Source organism: Siccirubricoccus soli, from assembly GCF_024178315.1.
GTDB lineage: Bacteria > Pseudomonadota > Alphaproteobacteria > Acetobacterales > Acetobacteraceae > Siccirubricoccus > Siccirubricoccus soli.
Window position 1 is genome coordinate 1 of sequence record NZ_JAMZIK010000106.1, and the last position, 17,322, is coordinate 17,322.

The window sequence follows — 17,322 nt, forward strand, 5'->3', positions numbered from 1 at the left end:
GCGCGCAGCAGGCGCTGCCAGAGCCCGGCATGGGTCAGGCGGCGGAAGCAGCGGGAGACGGTGTCCGGCTTGCCGAAGGCGGGCGGCAGGGCGCGCCAGGGCTCGGCGCTGCAGGCGAGGTGGAAGATGGCGTCCATCCGCTGGCGGAGTTCCGGGATGGGACGGCCGGGGCCGGAGCGGCGGAGGACGTAAGGCGCGAGGGCCAGTCATTCCTCGTCGCTCATCGGCTGCCAGGGGCGGCTGGGGGTGTGGCGGTGGGGGACCATCCTTCGCCTCCGTGTTGATCGGAACATAACACGAACATTCGCCGCGGCGCAAGGAAGCCATGGCGGACGAAGCCGGGACCCGGCCTGGGACAGCCGCACACCTGCCAGAGGCGGCGAGCCGCGCCACAGGAGTGACCCAGGCGGCTCATGCCGGCCGCGCGAATGCTGACCGACCTCGGTCCATAGGCGCGCAGCCAGCATGCCCTCGATCCCGGCGCGGCCGTCACCCCAACCCGGCGCGATGCCGGCCCGGAGGTCCAGACTTTCCGAGCCGGATCCTGCCCGCGAATGCCACCCGGCCATGGCCGGGGCCGGCGAGCGACGCCGCCCGGCCCGCGGGTACCGAGAAGCGACCCGCCCCTGGCCAGGCCGGCGCCCGTCGATCCTGCCCCGGCCGGCTTGGCCGCTATCGATAACTTCAGGTGGTGTCGTTCGTGGCTTACGCCTATTCTCGGTTGTGCATGCGCCGGCCCAGCCAGGGCGCCAGGCGCGCCACATCCCCGTCGCCGGCGCGCCGTAGGCGTCGGCCGTCCTGAGTTTCTTCAACTCACGGATGCTTCAACCGCCTCACCGAAGCGTGGCCTTTCCGAAACATTTCAAATCGGCAATTCGTTGTCGGCACCACCACCAACGCTGCGGTTGAAGCATCAGGAGTGGAAGAAGTGGGGAGGCAATACGCGCCCCGCATGCCCCTGCTTGTGCCCGCCGCAGCACCCGATTGGCAGCAGAGGGATGCGGCAATGCTGAAGGAGCGACTGCCCAGGACGGTCACGCGCATGCTTCGCGCCTGCGGGGCCATGCCCGCCATGCGCCGGTGGCTGGGAGGCCAGGGGCTGATCGTCATGCTGCACGAGGTGCAGGACGACCCGGCCGCCGAGCTGAACACCGGCTGCCCGCCGGAGACGCTGGACTGGATGATCCGCTGGCTCCGCGCCGAGGGCTGGGACTTCGTCAGCATGGACGAGGCGCGCCAGCGGCTGGCCTCCGGCCGCCGTGGCGACGGGCGCTTCGTCACCCTCACCTTCGATGACGGCTTCCGCGACACCATGACGCATGCCCTGCCGGTGCTGGAGCGGCACCAGGTGCCGCTGACCTGCTACGTGCCGACCGCGGCGGTGAACCGGGAGATGTATTCCTGGTGGCTCGGGCTGCGGGCGCTGTTCCTGCGCCACGATGCGGTGGAGATCGAGGCGCTGGGCAAGCGGTTCGACTGCCCGGATGCGGTACGGAAGCGGGAGGCGCTGTCCGAGGCGAGCTGGTGGGTGCATTTCGACTACCGGCGGAAGCACGCGCTGCGGCCGACCTTCGCGCGCTACGGCATCTGCCTGCGCGGCCTGAACGAACGCTACTTCCTGCAGGAGGAGGAGCTGCGGCGCTTTGCGCAGCATCCGCTGGTGACGATCGGCGGGCATACCACCAGCCACGCCGCGGTGGCGGTGCTGGAGGAGGATGCGGCGGCCGGGGAGATCGCCGAGAACCGGACCTACCTGCAGAACCTGCTGGACTCCCCGGTGGAGCATTTCGCCTACCCCTATGGCGATCCGCGGGCCTGCGGCACGCGGGATGCGGGGCTGGCGGAGCTGGCGGGTTACCGGACGGCGGTGGCGACGGTGGACGGGCCGGTCTCAGGCGAGAGCCCGCATATGTACCTGCTGCCGCGCGTCGCCGCGCCCATCGAGATCGACCCGGTGGCCTTCGATGGCCGGGTGAGCGGCGTCTATCGCCATGGCGCCGACCTGCTGCGGAAGCTCGGCGTGATGGGCTGAGCCGCGGCGACGGCCCTGGCGACCGGCCCGGGGGCGGCGGCTGGGGCATCGGCCGGGCCGGATCGGGCGCCCTGCCGCTACCGGCGCGGCACATGCGGCCGGGTGGTCCGCGGGCGCGTGGCGGACGGCCCGCCGCCGAGTGCCCTGCCCGCGAAGTTCACCGGATCTCGAGCGAAGGGAGCGGGCGAGCAGGCCACTCGGATGGAGGACCGGTGTCCCGCTTCCGGGGTCCGCGGGACTCCGGAACCGGGACACCGGCGCATGGTGCTACAGCCCGACCTCGTGCCGCGGCGCGCCCCAATTCGCCGCGGCCGCCACGCAGCGCGGCACATCCTCCTCCAGCATCAGCCGCTCCGCCACCAGCGCCTGCGCGGACGCGGCGATGGCGGCGACATAGCCCTCGGCGGTGCCATAGCGCGCCTGCACGGAAGGGCGCGGATCGCCGGTGGCGAGGCGCTCCGCCTCGGTGTCCGGGAAGGGGATGGTGCTGCCGGTGTATTCGTGCAGCGCCCCGGCGCCATGGAAGCGGGCGCGGAGGTTCCAGGCGGTGTAGGTGGCGAGCGGCGCGGCAACCATCGGGGCGCGGACACCGCCGAGGTCGTTGCCATCGGCATCGGTCGCGGGCAGCAGCACCGTGTAGCCGGTGGCGTCGGCGAGGCGTGGCGGGAGCTGCGTCATCACCCCGTTCTCGATGCCGTGGTCGAACAGCTCGAAGCGGCTCGGCGATTGCGGCAGCGCCACGCCCGGGATGGCGGGGAAGCGGGCGCGCCATGCCTCGAAGCCGAGCGCGGTGCCGTCGCTGCGACGGGGCATGCGGCTTTCGGGCGGGGGCGTGCCATGGGTGGCCCAGGCATCCAGCGCATCCAGCAGGGCGCGGAAGAGCATGCTGGTGGCGACGACATTCTCCGGATTGGCGAAGGGGCCGCGGGCGGGCCGGCCCATGCGTGGATTCGCCGCGTGCTGGCTGCTGCACCAATGGTAGATGCGGACAGTGTCGGGCTGCGGCAGGTCCTCGCCGGTGGTGGTGCTGTGCACCAGGCTGCCGCGGCGCTGCCAGTATTCCGTCGCGCTCTGGCTGTGCAGCACCAGCGGGTCGGTCTGCGGGCGCTTCAGGATGGCGTCGGTGCGGCCGGTCAGGTGGTCGGTGGTCTCGGCATAGCTGAAGGGGAAGGCGTCGGCCGGGTTGTCGTGGTCCTCATAGTGCTGGCCGGCGGGGACGGTGAGGTTGCCGAAGCGGCCGGTGAAGAGCCGGCCGGCGCCGGCGACATGCGGCATCAGCCCGTCGAAGACGCGGCGGCCTGCGGTGTCCGCGTTGAAGCCGTGATAGAGGAAGTCCCGGATCGCGCGGCCGGTCTGGCTGCGGCCGAAGCCATAGGCCTTCTCCACCGCGCCGTGCAGCGGGTTGGCGGGCGCCTCGGCATGGCGCAGCCAGGACACGGCGTCGCGCACCGCGGCATGGCCGAGGCCGAGGACCAGCGGCGCCTCCGCCTCCCAGACCAGCTCATGGATCCAGCCGGGGCGGAAGCCGGCCGGCATGTGGATATGGGTGCGGGAGGGGGCGATGATGGAATCGCGGCCGAAGACCTCGAGGCCCATGCCCGTCTCGTAGCGGCCGAAGCACCACTCGGCTTGCGGCACCTCCTCGCGCGCGTCCCAGGGGTAGCGGCGGCGGGTCAGGGTGGCGCGGCCGCCCTCGACGGCGGGGGGCGCGTAGGTGGAGGTATAGACGCCGAGCGGGAAGGTGTTCACGCCCTCCTGGCCGATGAACTCGGCGCGGGCGAGGCCGCGGATGCCTGGCAGCTTCGGCACGTCCAGCAGCACGCGGCCATTGCCGGCGAGCAGATCGCCCTGCCAGGCGCCCCAGACGATGCTGTAGCCGCGGCGCATCAGGAAGCCGTTGCCGGCATGCTCCGGCGCCAGCGGGGTGTTGGAGGCGGCGGCGTCGTTGAAATACTGCAGGCAGCGCTTGTTGCCGCGGTTGCCCCAGTCGAAGAACAGGCGGCGATTGCCGCGGGTGAGGTCCACCGGCTTCAGGATCTGCAGGTCGCCGGCGAAGCGGATGCGGCCATCCGGGCCGGTGGGGGCGAGGTGCAGGTCGGTGATCGGGGCGTTGCGCGGGTCGCGCGGGTCCACCGCGTAGTGCAGGCGGCCGAGCAGCAGCTCATAGGCGCCGGTGGCGTCGAATTCCTGGCCGCCGGCGAAGGGCAGCCTTTCCAGCAGCTCGAATTCCATCGCTCCCTCCCTGCGGGCGCGCCCCTGGCGCCTTCGATGGCGCCGGGTGCAGCGCCAGCAACGGCCATGCGGCGGACAGCGTGTCAAGGACTTCGCCACGCGTGGCGCGGTGCAGCTGCGCGGCATCCTCAACACGCTGTCCCGCCGAATGGCGCCCGGGGCGGTGCGGCGCCACAAGCGCGGGCTACGCCTTCGCTGAGCGAGACCGGGCAACCGGATCTCCCGATACCTAGCGCGGCTTTGCCGCGGCAGGCTGTGCTAGATGCCGGCCGCCAGCGACTCCCCCAGGGCCCCCGCAGCGTTGCGCAGCAACGTCGCGGGGATCTAGAGGCGGTGCAGCCGTGCGGCCAGCGCGTCATGCGCGGCCGCCACCTCAGCGGCATAGCGCAGCGCCAGCAGGCGGGAGGCGCGGCGCAGGCCATGGCGGAACGCCACGCTCGCCAGATACTCCCGCATCAGCGCGACCATCGCCGGCGCGTCCGGCGCGGAATGGCCGGGATGCTCGGCCGGCAGCCCGGCGAAGGCGTCCCGCGTGCCGAGCACCGGCCTACCATAGGCCAGGGCCTCCACCGTCTTGATCTTGAGGCCGGTGCCGCCCGTCATCGGGTTCAGCACGCAGTCCACCGCATCGTAGAACCCGGCCACATCCGCCACCTCCGGCATGCGCACCGGGTTGCTGGGCAGCAGCAGCTCGGGGCGGCGGAGGATGCGGCCGGCGATCAGCCAGGGCAGCGGGCGGTCGCCGAAGGCGGCCTCCAGCGCCGCGACGGAGGCGGCGTTCCACGGGTTGGCGCTGCCGAGATAGCCGAAGCGGTGCTGCGGCGCCGCCGCCTCCGGCGCCGTCAGGAAGCGCAGCGGCGGCATATGGCCGACCACCGCCACCGGCCGCGCGCTGCGCTGGCGCAGCACTCCTGCCTCCTCCGCCTGGATGGCGAGGACGAGATCGGCGCGGTCGAGCCCCCTGCCCTCCTCCGCCGCCGAGGTGAAGAACCAGGAGGGGTCGAGGCCGAGCGCCCGGGCGGCGAGGTGCCGGTCGCCGAACAGATCATGCGTGTCGAGGATGCGAAAGCAGTCCGGCACCGCCTCCAGCACCGCCGACATCCAGACGTAGTTCACCAGCACCGCATCGTAGCGCCAGGCGCGCCACAGCGCGGCGACACGCTCGACCAGGGAAGGGGCGCACCAATCGTCGAGGCCCCAGAGGCCGGGATGCGACATGCGGCCGGTCGGCACCGGCGACTCCACATGCAGGGCGTGCCAGAACCCCGCCATGGCGGCGCGCTGCGGCGGGCTCAGCCCCTCGGTGGCGTAGTAGAGGAAATCGCAGATCACGCCGCGCTGCATCAGCGCCGCGCCCAGCGCCTGGATGCGCGCGGAATTGCCCTGGTCCGCGGGGTGGGAGGGGATGGGCGAGACCACCAGCAGCCGCGGCGCCCGCCGCCCTGGCTGCGGTGCCCCGCTCACCACGTCACCTCAAGGCCGAGCAGCGCCGGGGCCGGGCCCGGCAGGGTGGCGAGGCCCAGCACCTCGGCCGGGCCGCCGGCGAGCTCTGGCGTCGCCTCCAGCCGCATTGCGCCGTCCGGGTCCGGCACGGGCGTCGCCGCCAGGCGCCGGCCGCCGAGGAAGAGCACGGGCGGCGCCCCGCCGCGCAGCCGGACGGAAAGCCGCGCCGGGCCGCACGGCAGGCTGCCGAGCAGGATGCGCAGCCGGCCAGGCGATGCGAGCGGCAGGGCCTTCCCCGCCAGCGCCTGCGGCCCGTCATGCCAAAGCGCGGGGGCGGCCAGGGCGAGGCCCGGCCGCCCCGCCGCCTCCCGCAGCAGGGTCAGGCTGCCGAGGCGGGCGGAGATGCGCCGGCAACCGATGCGCCAGGGCCCGCCTGCCGCCGCCAGGGCGGCGCTGGCGGCCTCCAGCCGGTCCAGCACCTCGGCCAGCCGCGCCGCCGGCAGCAGCAGGTCGTACTGCTCCACCGCCTCGGCGGTGCCGGCCAGCAGCATGATCCGGCCGCGATCGGCGCCCGCCCAGCCGGCCTGGCCGGCGCGCAGCAGCGCCCAGGCGCCGCCCTGCCAGAGCGGCGCGAGGACGGGCGGCGGCGGGCCGGGCAGGCAGACCAGCCGGTCCCCCTCCCCGCCCCAGGCGGCCGGCGCCCCGGCCAGCAGCGCGGCATCGGTGGCGGCGTCGAAGCCGAAGGGCGGGCGGCGGCTTGTGGCATCGCGGAAACCGGCGAGCAGGGCGCGCTCCGCCGCCGGCAGCGCGGCCGCCTCGGCGACACCGCAGAGCGCCCCCGGCAGCCAGGGGAAGAGCCGTGCTTCCGGCAGGCCGAGATCGAGCAGGTGCGGCGGCGGCGCCATGCGGCGGAACAGCGCGGCGAGCAGGGGGGCGGCGCTCATTCCGTCCCCCGCAGCCAGGGACGGCGCCGCGCTTCCGGCAGGCCCGGACCAAGCAGCCATGGCGGCGGCGCCAACCGGCGGGCCGGCGCGGCGAGCAGGAACGCACCGATCATCCTACCCCTCCGCAGCCAGCGAAGGCGCCGTGCTTCCGGCAGACCGAGGTCGAACAGCCGCGGCGGCGGGCCATGCGGCGAACAGCGCAGCGAGCAGCGGCGTGGCGCTCATGCCACCCCGCAACCAGCGAAGGCGCCGTGGCTCCGGCAGGCCGAGATCGTGTAGCCGCAGCCGCGGCGCCGTGCGGCCGAACAGCGCGGCGACCAGTGGGATGGTGCTCAGGCCACCCCCGTAGCCAGGGAAGGCGCCGTGCTTCCGGCTGGCTGGTGCCGAGCAGCCGCGGCGGCAGCGCCAGCCGCGAATTGGGTGGCAAGCGGGGGACGCGGCGCTCATCCCAGCTCCAGCAGCAGGCCGGGCCGTGTGCCCTCCTGCACCCGCAGGGCGCGGAGCCGCGCTTCCGGCGGCAGCAGGCCGGAGACCAGGCCGGGCAGGTCGAGGGTGAGCTCGGCCAGCGCCTCCAGCCCGGGCACCTCCAGCAGCAGGCGGCAGGGGCCCGGCTGCTGTCGCAGCGCCGCTTCGACCTCCTGCCGCGGCGGCGCCGGCCAGGCCGGCAGGATGACGAGCGGCGGCTCCGCCGGCGGCGGCGAGGGCGGCGCCACCGGGCGGTCGCGGCTCGCCTCGATCACCGCCGCATAGGCGCGGGCGATGCCGGGCAGGTCCAGCTCGGCCTCTGCATGGCGGCGGCCGGCGGCACCGATCGCCCAGGCCTTCTCCGGCGCGGCGGCGATGGCGATCAGCGCCTCGGCGAGGCGCGGCACGGCATCGGCCAGCGGGATGTGCAGCACCGCCTCCCGCGGCAGCTCGGCATAGGCGCCGGTGTCGGAGACGATGCAGCAGGTGCCGGCGGCCAGCGCCCGGGCGATGGAGCCGGAACTCTCGCCATGCGAGGGGAAGCGCAGATTCACCAGCACATCCGCCGCGGCGATGTGGTCGTTCAGCGCCGCTTCCGGCAGGTAGCCGGTGGTGCGGGCGATGGCCGCGACGGCGGGCACAGCGGCGAGGTGGCGGGACAGCGCGTATTCCGCCGGCCGCTCCGCCCCGGCATGGATCCAGCGCAGCGCCGCGCCGCGCGCCAGCGCATGGTCCAGCGCGGCGATCAGCCAGTCGAAGCGCTTCGGCGCGGTGGCGAAGCCGGCGGTGAGCACCAGCACCTCCTCCGGCGCCAGGCGCAGCCGGGCGCGCGCCGCCGCCCGCGCCGGCATGGCGATGGGCGGGAGCAGATGCGGCACCACGGCGACATGCGCCGTCGCCGCCTCTCCGTGCAAGAGCCGCAGCTTCTCCCGCGCGAAGCGGGAATGCACGATGACGGCGCGGGAGGCGGCGAGCACCTCCCCCGCCAGGTCGAAGAGCAGATGGTTGGCGCGGGTGGCGAGGCCGTGGTCCCGCAGCTGCCGGCCGAAGCGGGCGGCGAGGCCCGGCCAGCCGCCGGCCGCCATGCCGGCGAGGATCGCCGCCGTGCCCTCCCCCGTCACCTCATGCAGGTGCATCAGGCCAGGATCGTGCAGGGTGACGATGCCGGGCAGGCGGCGCAGCGCCCGCAACACGAAGCCATGGCCGGCATTGTTGCCGAGCTGGTGCAGCACGCGGTCCCCGGGCGCGAGGCCGCGATGCGCGAGCGCGGCATCCGTCACCGCCACCCCGTCCGGCGCCTCCGCCAGCCAATCCTCGCAGGCGGCGGTGCAGTCATAGTGCCGCGCGAGCCTGGCAAGCAGATGCCAAGCATAGTCGGCGATGCCATTCCGCTCCGGCGGCAGCGGGGTGAAGGCGGTGAGGCGAGGCAGGCCGGCCATGCGATCCGTTCAACAGGACGCCAGCCAAGCCCGGCGCCGGCCCATCCTGCCTCCGCGGCGGCCCGGCGTCATCCGGTTGCCGCGATGCAGCGCCGGCCGGCCCGCCGCCGGCTTGGGCGCCGTCCCCGACCGGGATCCCTGCGGCGGCGGACATTGCCCGGCCGGGGCGGCAGCGCGCCGCCGGGACGGCGCTTTCCGCCCCCGGCGTGCCGGCCCTTGCAACCGCGCGGAGCCGCATGGTAGCGGCGGTGCCGCATGCACGGAACGCTTTCGGCCACCGACGGAATGCTGGTGCTGGGCAGCGCTCCGCGGGGCCTTGCGCTGCGCTGCCTGCAGCGCTGGGAGGGCGGCGAGGTGAAGGCGCTGCTCGCCGGCGTCGAGATCGGCGCCGCCACCCTGCCGGCGCTGGCGCCGGGGGCGGAGTTCGAGATTCCGGTGCATCGCCTGCCGCTGGTGCCGCTGCCGGCGGAGATCCGCATCGCCGCGAGCCCGGAAGGGCCGGAGCTGGCCGCACCCTGGCGGCTGGAGAGCGCCGCCGCCGCGGCCGTGCTGCTCGGCCCTCCGCAGCCCGTCATCGCCGATCTGCGGCTGGACCAGGGCGTACTGCGCGGCACGCTGGTGGAGCCGGCGAACGGGCTGCTGCATCCGCTGCTCTATGCGCGGGTGAATGGCGCGCTGGCGCGGGCGGTGGTGGCGGATCCGCCGGTGCCGCGGCCGGAGGGCGGCTGCGCCATCCGCTTCGCCCTGGCGCTGTCGCCGGCCGACCTGACCGAGGCGGGGCTCAGCGTCGATCTTCACCTGGCGGGGCGGGAGGCGCCGGTCGCGCATTACGCCTGGTCCCGCGCCGGGGCCGGCACGGCGGAGGCGGAGCTGGCGCGGCTGCAGGCGCGGCTGGAGCGGCTGGAGCAGGCCATGGCGGCCGGGCAGGCGGCGCTGGAGGCCGCGCTGCAAACCCGCATGGGGCTGCAGCAGGAGCGGATCGACGCCTTCATCGAGGCGACAGCGACCCTGCTGCTGGACCGGCTGGCCGGGCCGGGCGGCGCGGCGGCGGACCGGCGCGCCGCGCTGCTCGGCCTGATTGGCACCCTGGCGCCGGTGGCGGCCGAGCCGGCCCCGGCCGGGCGGCGCCAGGATCTCGGCCCGCGCGCCGAGCAATTCGCCGCCGGCTGGCACGCGCCGGAGGATGCCGAGGACGGCAGCTTCCGCTGGATGATGGAAGCCGGGGCGGTGGTGAACCCCTTCCCGGAACGGCCGGTGACGGCGGTGCTGCTGCACATCCGGCATCTCTACCGGTCGCCGGAGCCGCGGCTGGAGGCCTGGCTGGATATGGCGCCGGCGCAGCTGGCGGCGATGCCGAGCGGCAGCCATGGCTGGCTGCTGCGCGTCACCCCGCAGGCGCCGCCCTCTGCCTTCGGCCTGCTGCGACTGGAAAGCCGCGCCAGCGGCAGCCCGGCGCGGGACGGGCAGAGCCAGGATACGCGCCTGCTCTCCATCGCCGTCTCCCGCGTCACCTTCCTCTACGAGGAATAGGCAGGCCCCTCCCCGGGCCGCGCGTTGACCCGGCCGGGCTTTCGCCCGAGTTTGGCGCGGCAAGCAGAGTCGGTGGAGGAAGCCATGCCGCCCGAGGGCGAGACGCGCGGCGCGCCGCATGAGGAACAATTGGGCCAGCCGGTCGGCGGCGTGGCCCCGCCCGCCGAGGCGGCGGCAGGCGCGGCGGCGGGCGGCGTGCGCGCCGCGTCGCGGCCGGCGCCGGGCGTGCCGCGGCACCTGGCGCGGTTCCTCAGCCTCGAGGATTTCGAGCGGGCGGCGCGGCGGCACCTGCCGCGCATGCTCTACGGCTTCGTCTCCGGCGCCGTCGAGACCGATGCCTCGCTGCGCGCGAATCGCGATGCCTTCCAGGACTGGGCCTTCCTTCCCCGGGTGCTGGTCGATGTGCAGCCGCGGCATACGGAGATGGAATTGTTCGGCCGGCGCTACGCGGCGCCCTTCGGCATCGCGCCGATGGGGGCCTCGGCGCTCTCGGCCTATCGCGGCGACATCGTCTTCGCCCGCACGGCGCATGCCGCGGGGATTCCGATGATCCTCTCCGCCTCCTCCCTCATTCGCCTGGAGGAGGTGCAGGCGGCGGGGCCGGGCGCCTGGTACCAAGCCTATCTGCCCGGGGAGCCGGGGCGGATCATTCCGCTGGTCGACCGCGTCGCCGCCGCGGGCTACGAGGTCTTCGTGCTGACGGTGGACGTCCCCGTCTCCTCCAACCGGGAGAACAATGTCCGCAACGGCTATTCCCTGCCGCTGCGGCCCAATCCGCGGCTGTTCTGGGAAGGGGTGAGCCATCCGCGCTGGCTGCTCGGCACCGCGCTGCGGACGCTCCGGCACCATGGCATGCCGCATTTCGAGAACATGGATGCCGATCGCGGCCCGCCGGTGCTCTCGCCCAATTTGATCCGTGCCGTCGGGCGGCGGGACGGGCTGGCCTGGGAGCATCTGGCGCTGATCCGGCAGCGCTGGCCGGGCAAGCTGCTGATCAAGGGCGTGCTCTCGGCGGCCGATGCGGCGCTGGCGCGGGAGCATGGGGTGGATGGCGTCATCGTCTCCAACCATGGCGGGCGGCAGCTCGACGGCGCCGTCGCGCCGCTCGAGGTGCTGCCGGAGATCGTGGCCGAGGCGGGCGGCATGGCGGTGCTGCTGGATGGCGGCATCCGGCGCGGGACGGATGTGCTGAAGGCGCTGGCGCTCGGCGCCGATTTCGTCTTCCTCGGCCGGCCCTTCCTCTACGCCACGGCGGTGGCCGGGGAGGCCGGGCTGCGCCATGCCATCACCCTGCTCTGGGAGGAGATCCACCGCGACATGGCGATGCTCGGGATCAATTCCCTGGAGGAGCTGGGGCCGCAATTCCTGCGGCGCGTGCGGGGGGGCTGAGCGATGGAGATGGCGGGCGCGGCGGCGCTGGTGACGGGCGGCGGCAGCGGCCTCGGCGCGGCGACGGCGGCGGCGCTGGCGGCGGCGGGCGCGAAGGTCTGCGTCTTCGACCTGAACGCTGAAGCGGCGCAGGCGGTGGCGGCGCGGATCGGTGGTGTGGCGGCGGCGGGTGACGTGGCGGATGCGGCGGCGGTTGCGGCGGCGCTGGACGCGGCCGCCCCGCTCGGCCCGCTACGACTGGCGGTGAGCTGCGCCGGTATCGCGCCGCCGGCGCGGGTGGTCGGGCGGCAGGGGCCGCATGACCTGGCGCTGTTCGAGAAGGTGTTGCGGGTCAACCTGACAGGAACCTTCAACGTCATGCGCCTAGCCGCCGAGCGGATGCAGGCGAATGACGCGACCTCGCCGGATGGCGAGCGCGGCGTCATCGTCAACACCGCCTCCATCGCCGGCTATGAGGGGCAGGTGGGGCAATGCGCCTATGCCGCGAGCAAGGCGGGCGTCATCGGCCTGACCCTGCCGGCGGCGCGGGAGCTGGCGAAGACCGGCATCCGCGTGGTGACCATCGCGCCCGGGCTGATGGAGACGCCGATGCTGGCCGGGCTGCCGGAGCCGGCGCGGGAGGCGCTGGTGAAGCTGACGCTCTTCCCGCACCGGCTGGGCCTGGCCGAGGATTACGCACGGCTGGTGCTGGCGATCTGCGGCAACCCGATGCTGAATGGCGAGACCATCCGGCTGGACGGCGCGCTACGGCTGCCGCCAGCCTAGAGCGTTTTCGGTTTACATGCGTTCACCGAAAACGCTCTACGCCTTTGTTTGCAGAGCAGATTCACGCCGTCGGGCGATGCCGCCCTACGGCGATCTGCTCTAGCTCCCCACGACGCCGCTGCGCGGCGCCGCGGGGACCCCGGGAGTCATTCGACTCCCCCGGCCTCGCACAGCCCGCCGCGGCCGAGCCGCGGCGGGGCAATGGGTGGCGCTCGATCGGATTGGCGGGATTCTGGCTCATGTTTACTGCCGCTTCGGCCTGGGGTGTTGCGATGACGAAGGCCGGCATCCCCGGCCGCGCCGCGGGCCGGGGCGCGTGAGCGGGGGGCGCGGCCCGGGCGCGGTGCCCGCGGCCAGCCTCGCCGCCGCGCTGATCGCCACCACCTTCGCCCAGGCGCTCGCCACCTTCTCGGTGTTCCTGCTGCCGGTGCTGGCGCCGATCATGGCGCGGGAGATCGGGGCGGAGCCGCATTGGCTCGGCTGGCAGGTGGCGCTGGTCTATCTGGTGGCGAGCAGCGTCTCGCTCTACTCGGCGGGGGTGCTGCGGCGCTTCGGCTCGGCGCGCTGCACGCAGCTGGCGCTGGCGGCCTCGGGGCTGGCCTGCCTGGCGGTGCCGCTGCTGGGGCTGCCGGGGGCGGTGCTGGGCTCGCTGCTCATCGGCTTCGGCTACGGGCTGACCAACCCGGCGGCGACGGAGGTGCTGGCGCGGCTCTCCCCGCCGCATCGGCGCAACATGGTCTTCGCGGTGAAGCAGACCGGGGTGCCGCTGGGCGGGGCGCTGGCCGGGGCGCTGCTGCCCTCCCTGGCGCAGGGCTTCGGCTGGCGGCCGGTGATGCTGGCCCTGGCGGCGCTGCTGCTGGCGGCGGCCTTGGGCTTCGGCGGGTTCCGCCGCCCCTGGGCCTTCGAGCAGGCGGCGCGGCCAGCGGCGCGGGGCGGCGGCGGCTTCGCGGCGCTGCGGCAGCCGGGGCTCGGCGGGCTGGCGGTGATCTCCGGCTGCTATTCCGGCTTCCAGCTGGCGCTTGGCGCCTACACCGTGGCGATGCTGGTGGAGGAATTCGGCTGGAGCCCGGTGGCGGCGGGGCTGGTCGCCTCCATAACCCAGGCGCTGGGGACGGTGGGGCGGGTCTTCTGGGGCTGGGTGGCGGATCGCGGGCGTGGCGGCATGGCGGTGCTGGCGCTGATCGGGGTGCTGACCCTCTGCGGCGCCCTGCCCCTGCCGCTTGCCGCTGCCTGGCCGGGGACGGCGGTGGTGGGGCTGTTCCTGCTGCTGGGCGCCACGGCGGCGGCCTGGAACGGCGTGGCGATGGCGGAGGCGGCACGACTGGCGGCGCCGGGCCGGGCCGGCGAGGCGACGGGCGCGGTGCTGGCGGTGGCCTTCGCGGGGGTGGTGGTCGGGCCCTCCCTGATCGGCGCGCTGGTCAGCGCCGTGGGGTCCTACGCGCTCTCCTTCGGCCTGCTGGCGCTGCTGCCGGCGGCGGGGATGGTGGTGGCGTGGCGGCTGGCCGGGCGAGAGAGGCCGCGGGGCGGCTGACGCGGCGGCGCGGGAGGCCGGCGACAGACGAGTTTACCCCCGGACCGCCCGCCTCCGGCGGCAGGCGGCCGCGGCCGGGGAGCGTGGCGAGTCCTCCCCCGCCGCGCAGGGAGGCCGCCAGGCGCGGTCAGCCGCAGCGGACGCTCATGCCGCCATCCACCACCAGCTCCGTGCCGGTGATGAAGCGGGCCTCGTCCGAGGCGAGGAAGAGGATGGCGCGGGCGGTGTCCCGGCCATCCCCGGCGAAGCCGAGCGGGATCCGGGCGAGGCGCTGGGCCAGCAGCTTCTCCACATCGCCGCCGGCGCGCTGCTTGGCCAGCCGCGCTTCCACCATCGGCGTGTGCATCTGGCCGGGCACCACCGTGTCCACCCGGATGCCCTTCGGCGCGTACTGCACGGCGACGACGCGGGAGAGCTGGATGACGCCGGCCTTGGAGGCCGCATAGGCCACCTGCGCCGCGCCGGTCCAGCGGATGCCGGAGGTGGAGGCGAGGTTGACGATCGCCCCGCCGCCCTGCGCTTCCATGATCGGGATGATGTGCTTGCAGAAGAGGAAGACGCTCTTCAGGTTGCTGTCGATCTGGCTGTCCCAGACCTCCTCCGCCATTTCCACCGGGCCGCCGGCGGCCGAGCCGCCGACATTGTTCACCAGGATGTCGATGCGGCCGAAGCGTTCCTTGCAGGCGGCGACAGCCTGGGCGACGGCGGCGCTGTCCGTCGCGTCGCAGGGCATGGGGACGAAGGTGCCGCCGAGGGCGGCGATGCGCTCCGCGGTTTCCGCCATGGCGTCCGGGTTGCGGTCCAGGCCGAAGACCTGGGCGCCTTCCTCGGCGAAGAGCACCGCGGTGGCGCGGCCATTGCCCCAGCCGGGGCCGACCGAGCCGGCGCCGCTGATGAGGGCGATCTTGCCTTGAAGCCTGCCGGGCATGTGTGCGTCTCCTCGCAGATCGCTTCGTCCCGGACGCCATTGCGCCCGGGCGCGCAATTCGTGCGCTGGACCTCGTCCAGCGCTTCCCGAGCCACGGCCATGGCCCGGTGTTCGTGTCAAGGACGCAGCCGCGCGTCGTGCGAATAGCACGCCTCCGGCGTGACGCGCGGTGCCGCCGCGCGGCATCCCTGGCACGAACACCAGGCCATGGCGCCGGCGAATGGTCGCCTTCGCCATCGAAGGCGCCGTCCGGCGCCCTGCCCTTGGTCGCGTCAGGCGGCGGCGACGATGACGTTCCGCGCCGAAAGCGCGGTGATCTCCTCGGCGCTGAAGCCGTGCTCGGCCAGCACCTCGGCATTGTGCTCGCCCATGCGCGGCGGCTGGCGGCGCAGGGTGACGCGGGCGCGGTCCTCGCCGAATTCCAGCGGCAGGGCGGGCAGGCCGAACAGCGCGCCGCCGCCGAGCGCGGAGATCGCGGTCTGCAGGAGCTGGCCGCCGGCGGCGAGGTGCGGATCCTCGAAGAGATCGGCCGGCTTGCCGACCGGCGCCCAGGAGATGCCGGCCGCCTCGCAGCGCCGGGAGATTTCCGCCTGGTCGAAGCGCAGGAACACCTCCTGCAAGGCGGGGATCAGCCAGGACCGCGCGCCGGCGCGCTGGGCGTTGGTGGCGATGCGCGGATCGGCGGCCATCTCCGGCAGGCCGAAGGCCTCGGTGAAGCGCGCCCATTGCTGGTCGGAGGTGACGCCGATGAAGAGCTGGCCGCCGCCCGCCGTGTCGAACACGTCGTAGATGCCCCAGGCGCCGCGGCGGGCGGGCATGGGCGGCGGCGGCTCCCCGGTGGCGGCGGCGCCGGCCATGTGGCTGCCGACGAGGAAGACGGCGCTCTCGAAGAGCGAGGAGCAGACGCGCTGGCCTTCTCCGGTCGCGCCGCGCTGCCGCAGGGCGGAGAGCACGGCGACCACGCCGAAGACGGCGCCGAGGATGTCGATGATGGAGGCGCCGGCGCGCAAGGGGCGGCCGGGCGGGCCGGTCATGTAGGCGAGGCCGGCCTGGAACTGCACCACCTCGTCCAGCGCCGGGCGATGCTCATAGGGGCCGGCGAGGAAGCCCTTCAGCGCCAGGTAGACCAGCCGCGGATTGACCGCGCGAAGCTGCTCCCAGCCGCAGCCCAGGCGCTCCATGGTGCCGGGGCCGTAATTCTCCAGCACCACATCCGCCTCGGCGACGAGGCGGTGGCAGGCGGCGCGGCCTTCGGGGTGCTTCAGGTCGAGCGCCAGGCTGCGCTTGTTGCGGTTGAAGGTGGCGAAGAAGCCGGCGGCGAAGCCGGGCAGGCGACGGGTGTGGTCGCCCGCCGGGGCGGGCTCGATCTTCACCACATCGGCGCCGAGATCGGCCAGCACGAGGCCGGCACAGGGCCCCATGATGGTGTGGCTGAACTCGAGGACCCTGATTCCTGCCAGCGGCCGGGGGCCGCTGGCAGGGCCCGGCCGATTCAGACCCTCGCGCCCTTCGGCGCTGCGGTCATCGGACGGGCCAAAGCTCGCCGGTTCGGGCGCGCTCATGCCGCCTTCCGCCGGAAGGCATCGAGGCTGCCGGCGCGCAGCAGTTCGCTCGGCAGGGCGTGGCCGACGATGCGCTCCGCCATGCGGCCGACCTCGATCAGCGCATCGAGGTCGATGCCGGTATCGATGCCCATCTCCTCGCAGAGCAGCGCCAGCTCTTCCGTCGCGATGTTGCCGGCGGCGCCCTTCTGCCCGGCGAAGGGGCAGCCGCCGAGCCCGCCCGCGGTGCTGTCGAACCGCGTAACGCCGAGGCGGAGGCCGGCATGGGCATTGGCGACGGCCAGGCCGCGCGTGTCGTGCAGGTGCAGGCCGATGTTCAGCTCCGGCCAGCGCTCCCGCACCGCGGCGACGCCGCGCTCGATGCGGATGGGGGTGGCCCAGCCCATGGTGTCGGCGAGCGAGACATCGGTGATGGTCTCGCCCGCCTCGGCGGCGATGGCGAGGCCGTCGGCCACCGTCTGGACGATCTGCGCCGGGGTGATGTCGCCCTGGTAGTTGCAGCCGAAGGCGGCCATGACGCCGACCCGCGTCACCTTGATGCCGTGCTTCTGGTGGACGGCGGTCTGCTTGCGCATCGCCTCCAGATTCTCGGCATGCGGCCGGTTCAGGTTCTTGATGGAGAAGGCGTTGGAGGCGGCGAGCGAGATGGAGCCGCCGAGGGTCAGCCGGTCGGCGAAGGCGAGCGCCCGGTTCAGCCCGTTCTCGTTGAACCAGAGGGCGGTGTAGTGGACGCCCTCCTTCGGGCGGAAGCCGCCCGCCACCGCTTCCGCATCGGCCCAGCCGGGGACCAGGCGGGGGTTCACGAAGGAGCAGATCTGGATGTGGCGGAGGCCGGTCTCGGCCAGGGCCTCGATCAGCGCGATCTTGTCCGCGGTCGGGATCGGCCCGGGCTCGATCTGAAAACCCTCGCGCGGGCCTTCCTCATGGATATCGACGCGGCTCGGCAGGTCGGCCATGGGCCCCTCCCCTCTCTGTGCTGGCCCGCCATGTTGCGCCCGGCGGGCCGGATGCGCCAAGGGGGCGCGCCAAAGAGTTGCCGAAGCCGCCGCGTGGCGCCACAAC

The 17,322-nt window shown here is 74.2% G+C and carries 13 protein-coding genes; 5 read left to right on the plus strand and 8 right to left on the minus strand.

The genetic code is table 11. The annotated features are described in order from the left end of the window. A partial coding sequence (locus tag NJ376_RS16935; RefSeq protein WP_256476410.1) for a transposase occupies positions 1 to 206 on the minus strand: 206 nt, incomplete at its 3' end. Between the two features lie 836 nt (positions 207 to 1,042). Here NJ376_RS16935 and NJ376_RS16940 point away from each other — a divergent pair. Further along, complete coding sequence (locus NJ376_RS16940; RefSeq protein ID WP_252954466.1) at positions 1,043 to 2,032, plus strand: polysaccharide deacetylase family protein; 990 nt, start codon at positions 1,043 to 1,045, stop codon at positions 2,030 to 2,032. A gap of 267 nt (positions 2,033 to 2,299) precedes the next feature. Here NJ376_RS16940 and NJ376_RS16945 read toward each other — a convergent pair whose 3' ends face one another. From NJ376_RS16945 to NJ376_RS16960, 4 genes are all read right to left on the minus strand, one after another. Then, positions 2,300 to 4,264 (minus strand): alpha/beta hydrolase domain-containing protein, encoded by a 1,965-nt coding sequence (locus NJ376_RS16945; RefSeq protein WP_252954467.1) that lies wholly within the window; start codon positions 4,262 to 4,264, stop codon positions 2,300 to 2,302. A gap of 324 nt (positions 4,265 to 4,588) precedes the next feature. Continuing rightward, a complete protein-coding gene (locus NJ376_RS29370; RefSeq protein WP_252954468.1) occupies positions 4,589 to 5,728 on the minus strand; it encodes a glycosyltransferase in 1,140 nt (379 codons plus the stop codon). Then, positions 5,725 to 6,651, minus strand: coding sequence for a hypothetical protein (locus NJ376_RS16955; RefSeq protein WP_252954469.1), 927 nt, complete (start codon positions 6,649 to 6,651; stop codon positions 5,725 to 5,727). The genes NJ376_RS29370 and NJ376_RS16955 overlap by 4 nt, the downstream gene beginning before the upstream one ends. Before the next feature lie 443 nt (positions 6,652 to 7,094). Then, positions 7,095 to 8,555, minus strand: a complete 1,461-nt coding sequence (locus tag NJ376_RS16960) for a glycosyltransferase family 4 protein (RefSeq protein ID WP_252954470.1) — start codon at positions 8,553 to 8,555, stop codon at positions 7,095 to 7,097. A gap of 255 nt (positions 8,556 to 8,810) precedes the next feature. Here NJ376_RS16960 and NJ376_RS16965 point away from each other — a divergent pair, with 255 nt between their 5' ends. From NJ376_RS16965 to NJ376_RS16980, 4 genes are all read left to right on the plus strand, one after another. After that, positions 8,811 to 10,085, plus strand: a complete 1,275-nt coding sequence (locus NJ376_RS16965; protein WP_252954471.1) for a hypothetical protein — start codon at positions 8,811 to 8,813, stop codon at positions 10,083 to 10,085. Positions 10,086 to 10,169: 84 nt separating this feature from the next. Then, positions 10,170 to 11,474 carry an alpha-hydroxy acid oxidase gene (locus NJ376_RS16970; RefSeq protein WP_252954472.1) on the plus strand — a complete coding sequence of 435 codons (1,305 nt, stop codon included), beginning with the start codon at positions 10,170 to 10,172 and terminating at the stop codon, positions 11,472 to 11,474. Positions 11,475 to 11,477: 3 nt separating this feature from the next. Further along, complete coding sequence (locus NJ376_RS16975; protein WP_252954473.1) at positions 11,478 to 12,239, plus strand: SDR family NAD(P)-dependent oxidoreductase; 762 nt, start codon at positions 11,478 to 11,480, stop codon at positions 12,237 to 12,239. 316 nt (positions 12,240 to 12,555) lie between these two features. Further along, positions 12,556 to 13,770 carry an MFS transporter gene (locus tag NJ376_RS16980; RefSeq protein ID WP_252954474.1) on the plus strand — a complete coding sequence of 405 codons (1,215 nt, stop codon included), beginning with the start codon at positions 12,556 to 12,558 and terminating at the stop codon, positions 13,768 to 13,770. Positions 13,771 to 13,897: 127 nt separating this feature from the next. Here the strand turns inward: NJ376_RS16980 and NJ376_RS16985 are convergent, their stop codons facing one another. From NJ376_RS16985 to NJ376_RS16995, 3 genes are all read right to left on the minus strand, one after another. Continuing rightward, positions 13,898 to 14,698 carry an SDR family NAD(P)-dependent oxidoreductase gene (locus tag NJ376_RS16985; RefSeq protein ID WP_252954475.1) on the minus strand — a complete coding sequence of 267 codons (801 nt, stop codon included), beginning with the start codon at positions 14,696 to 14,698 and terminating at the stop codon, positions 13,898 to 13,900. A gap of 272 nt (positions 14,699 to 14,970) precedes the next feature. Next, the gene (locus tag NJ376_RS16990) at positions 14,971 to 16,260 is read right to left on the minus strand and encodes a CaiB/BaiF CoA transferase family protein (RefSeq protein ID WP_370288356.1); all 1,290 of its coding nucleotides are present in this window, start codon (positions 16,258 to 16,260) and stop codon (positions 14,971 to 14,973) included. Further along, complete coding sequence (locus NJ376_RS16995; protein WP_252954476.1) at positions 16,257 to 17,216, minus strand: hydroxymethylglutaryl-CoA lyase; 960 nt, start codon at positions 17,214 to 17,216, stop codon at positions 16,257 to 16,259. The genes NJ376_RS16990 and NJ376_RS16995 overlap by 4 nt, the downstream gene beginning before the upstream one ends. Positions 17,217 to 17,322: the final 106 nt, after the last annotated feature.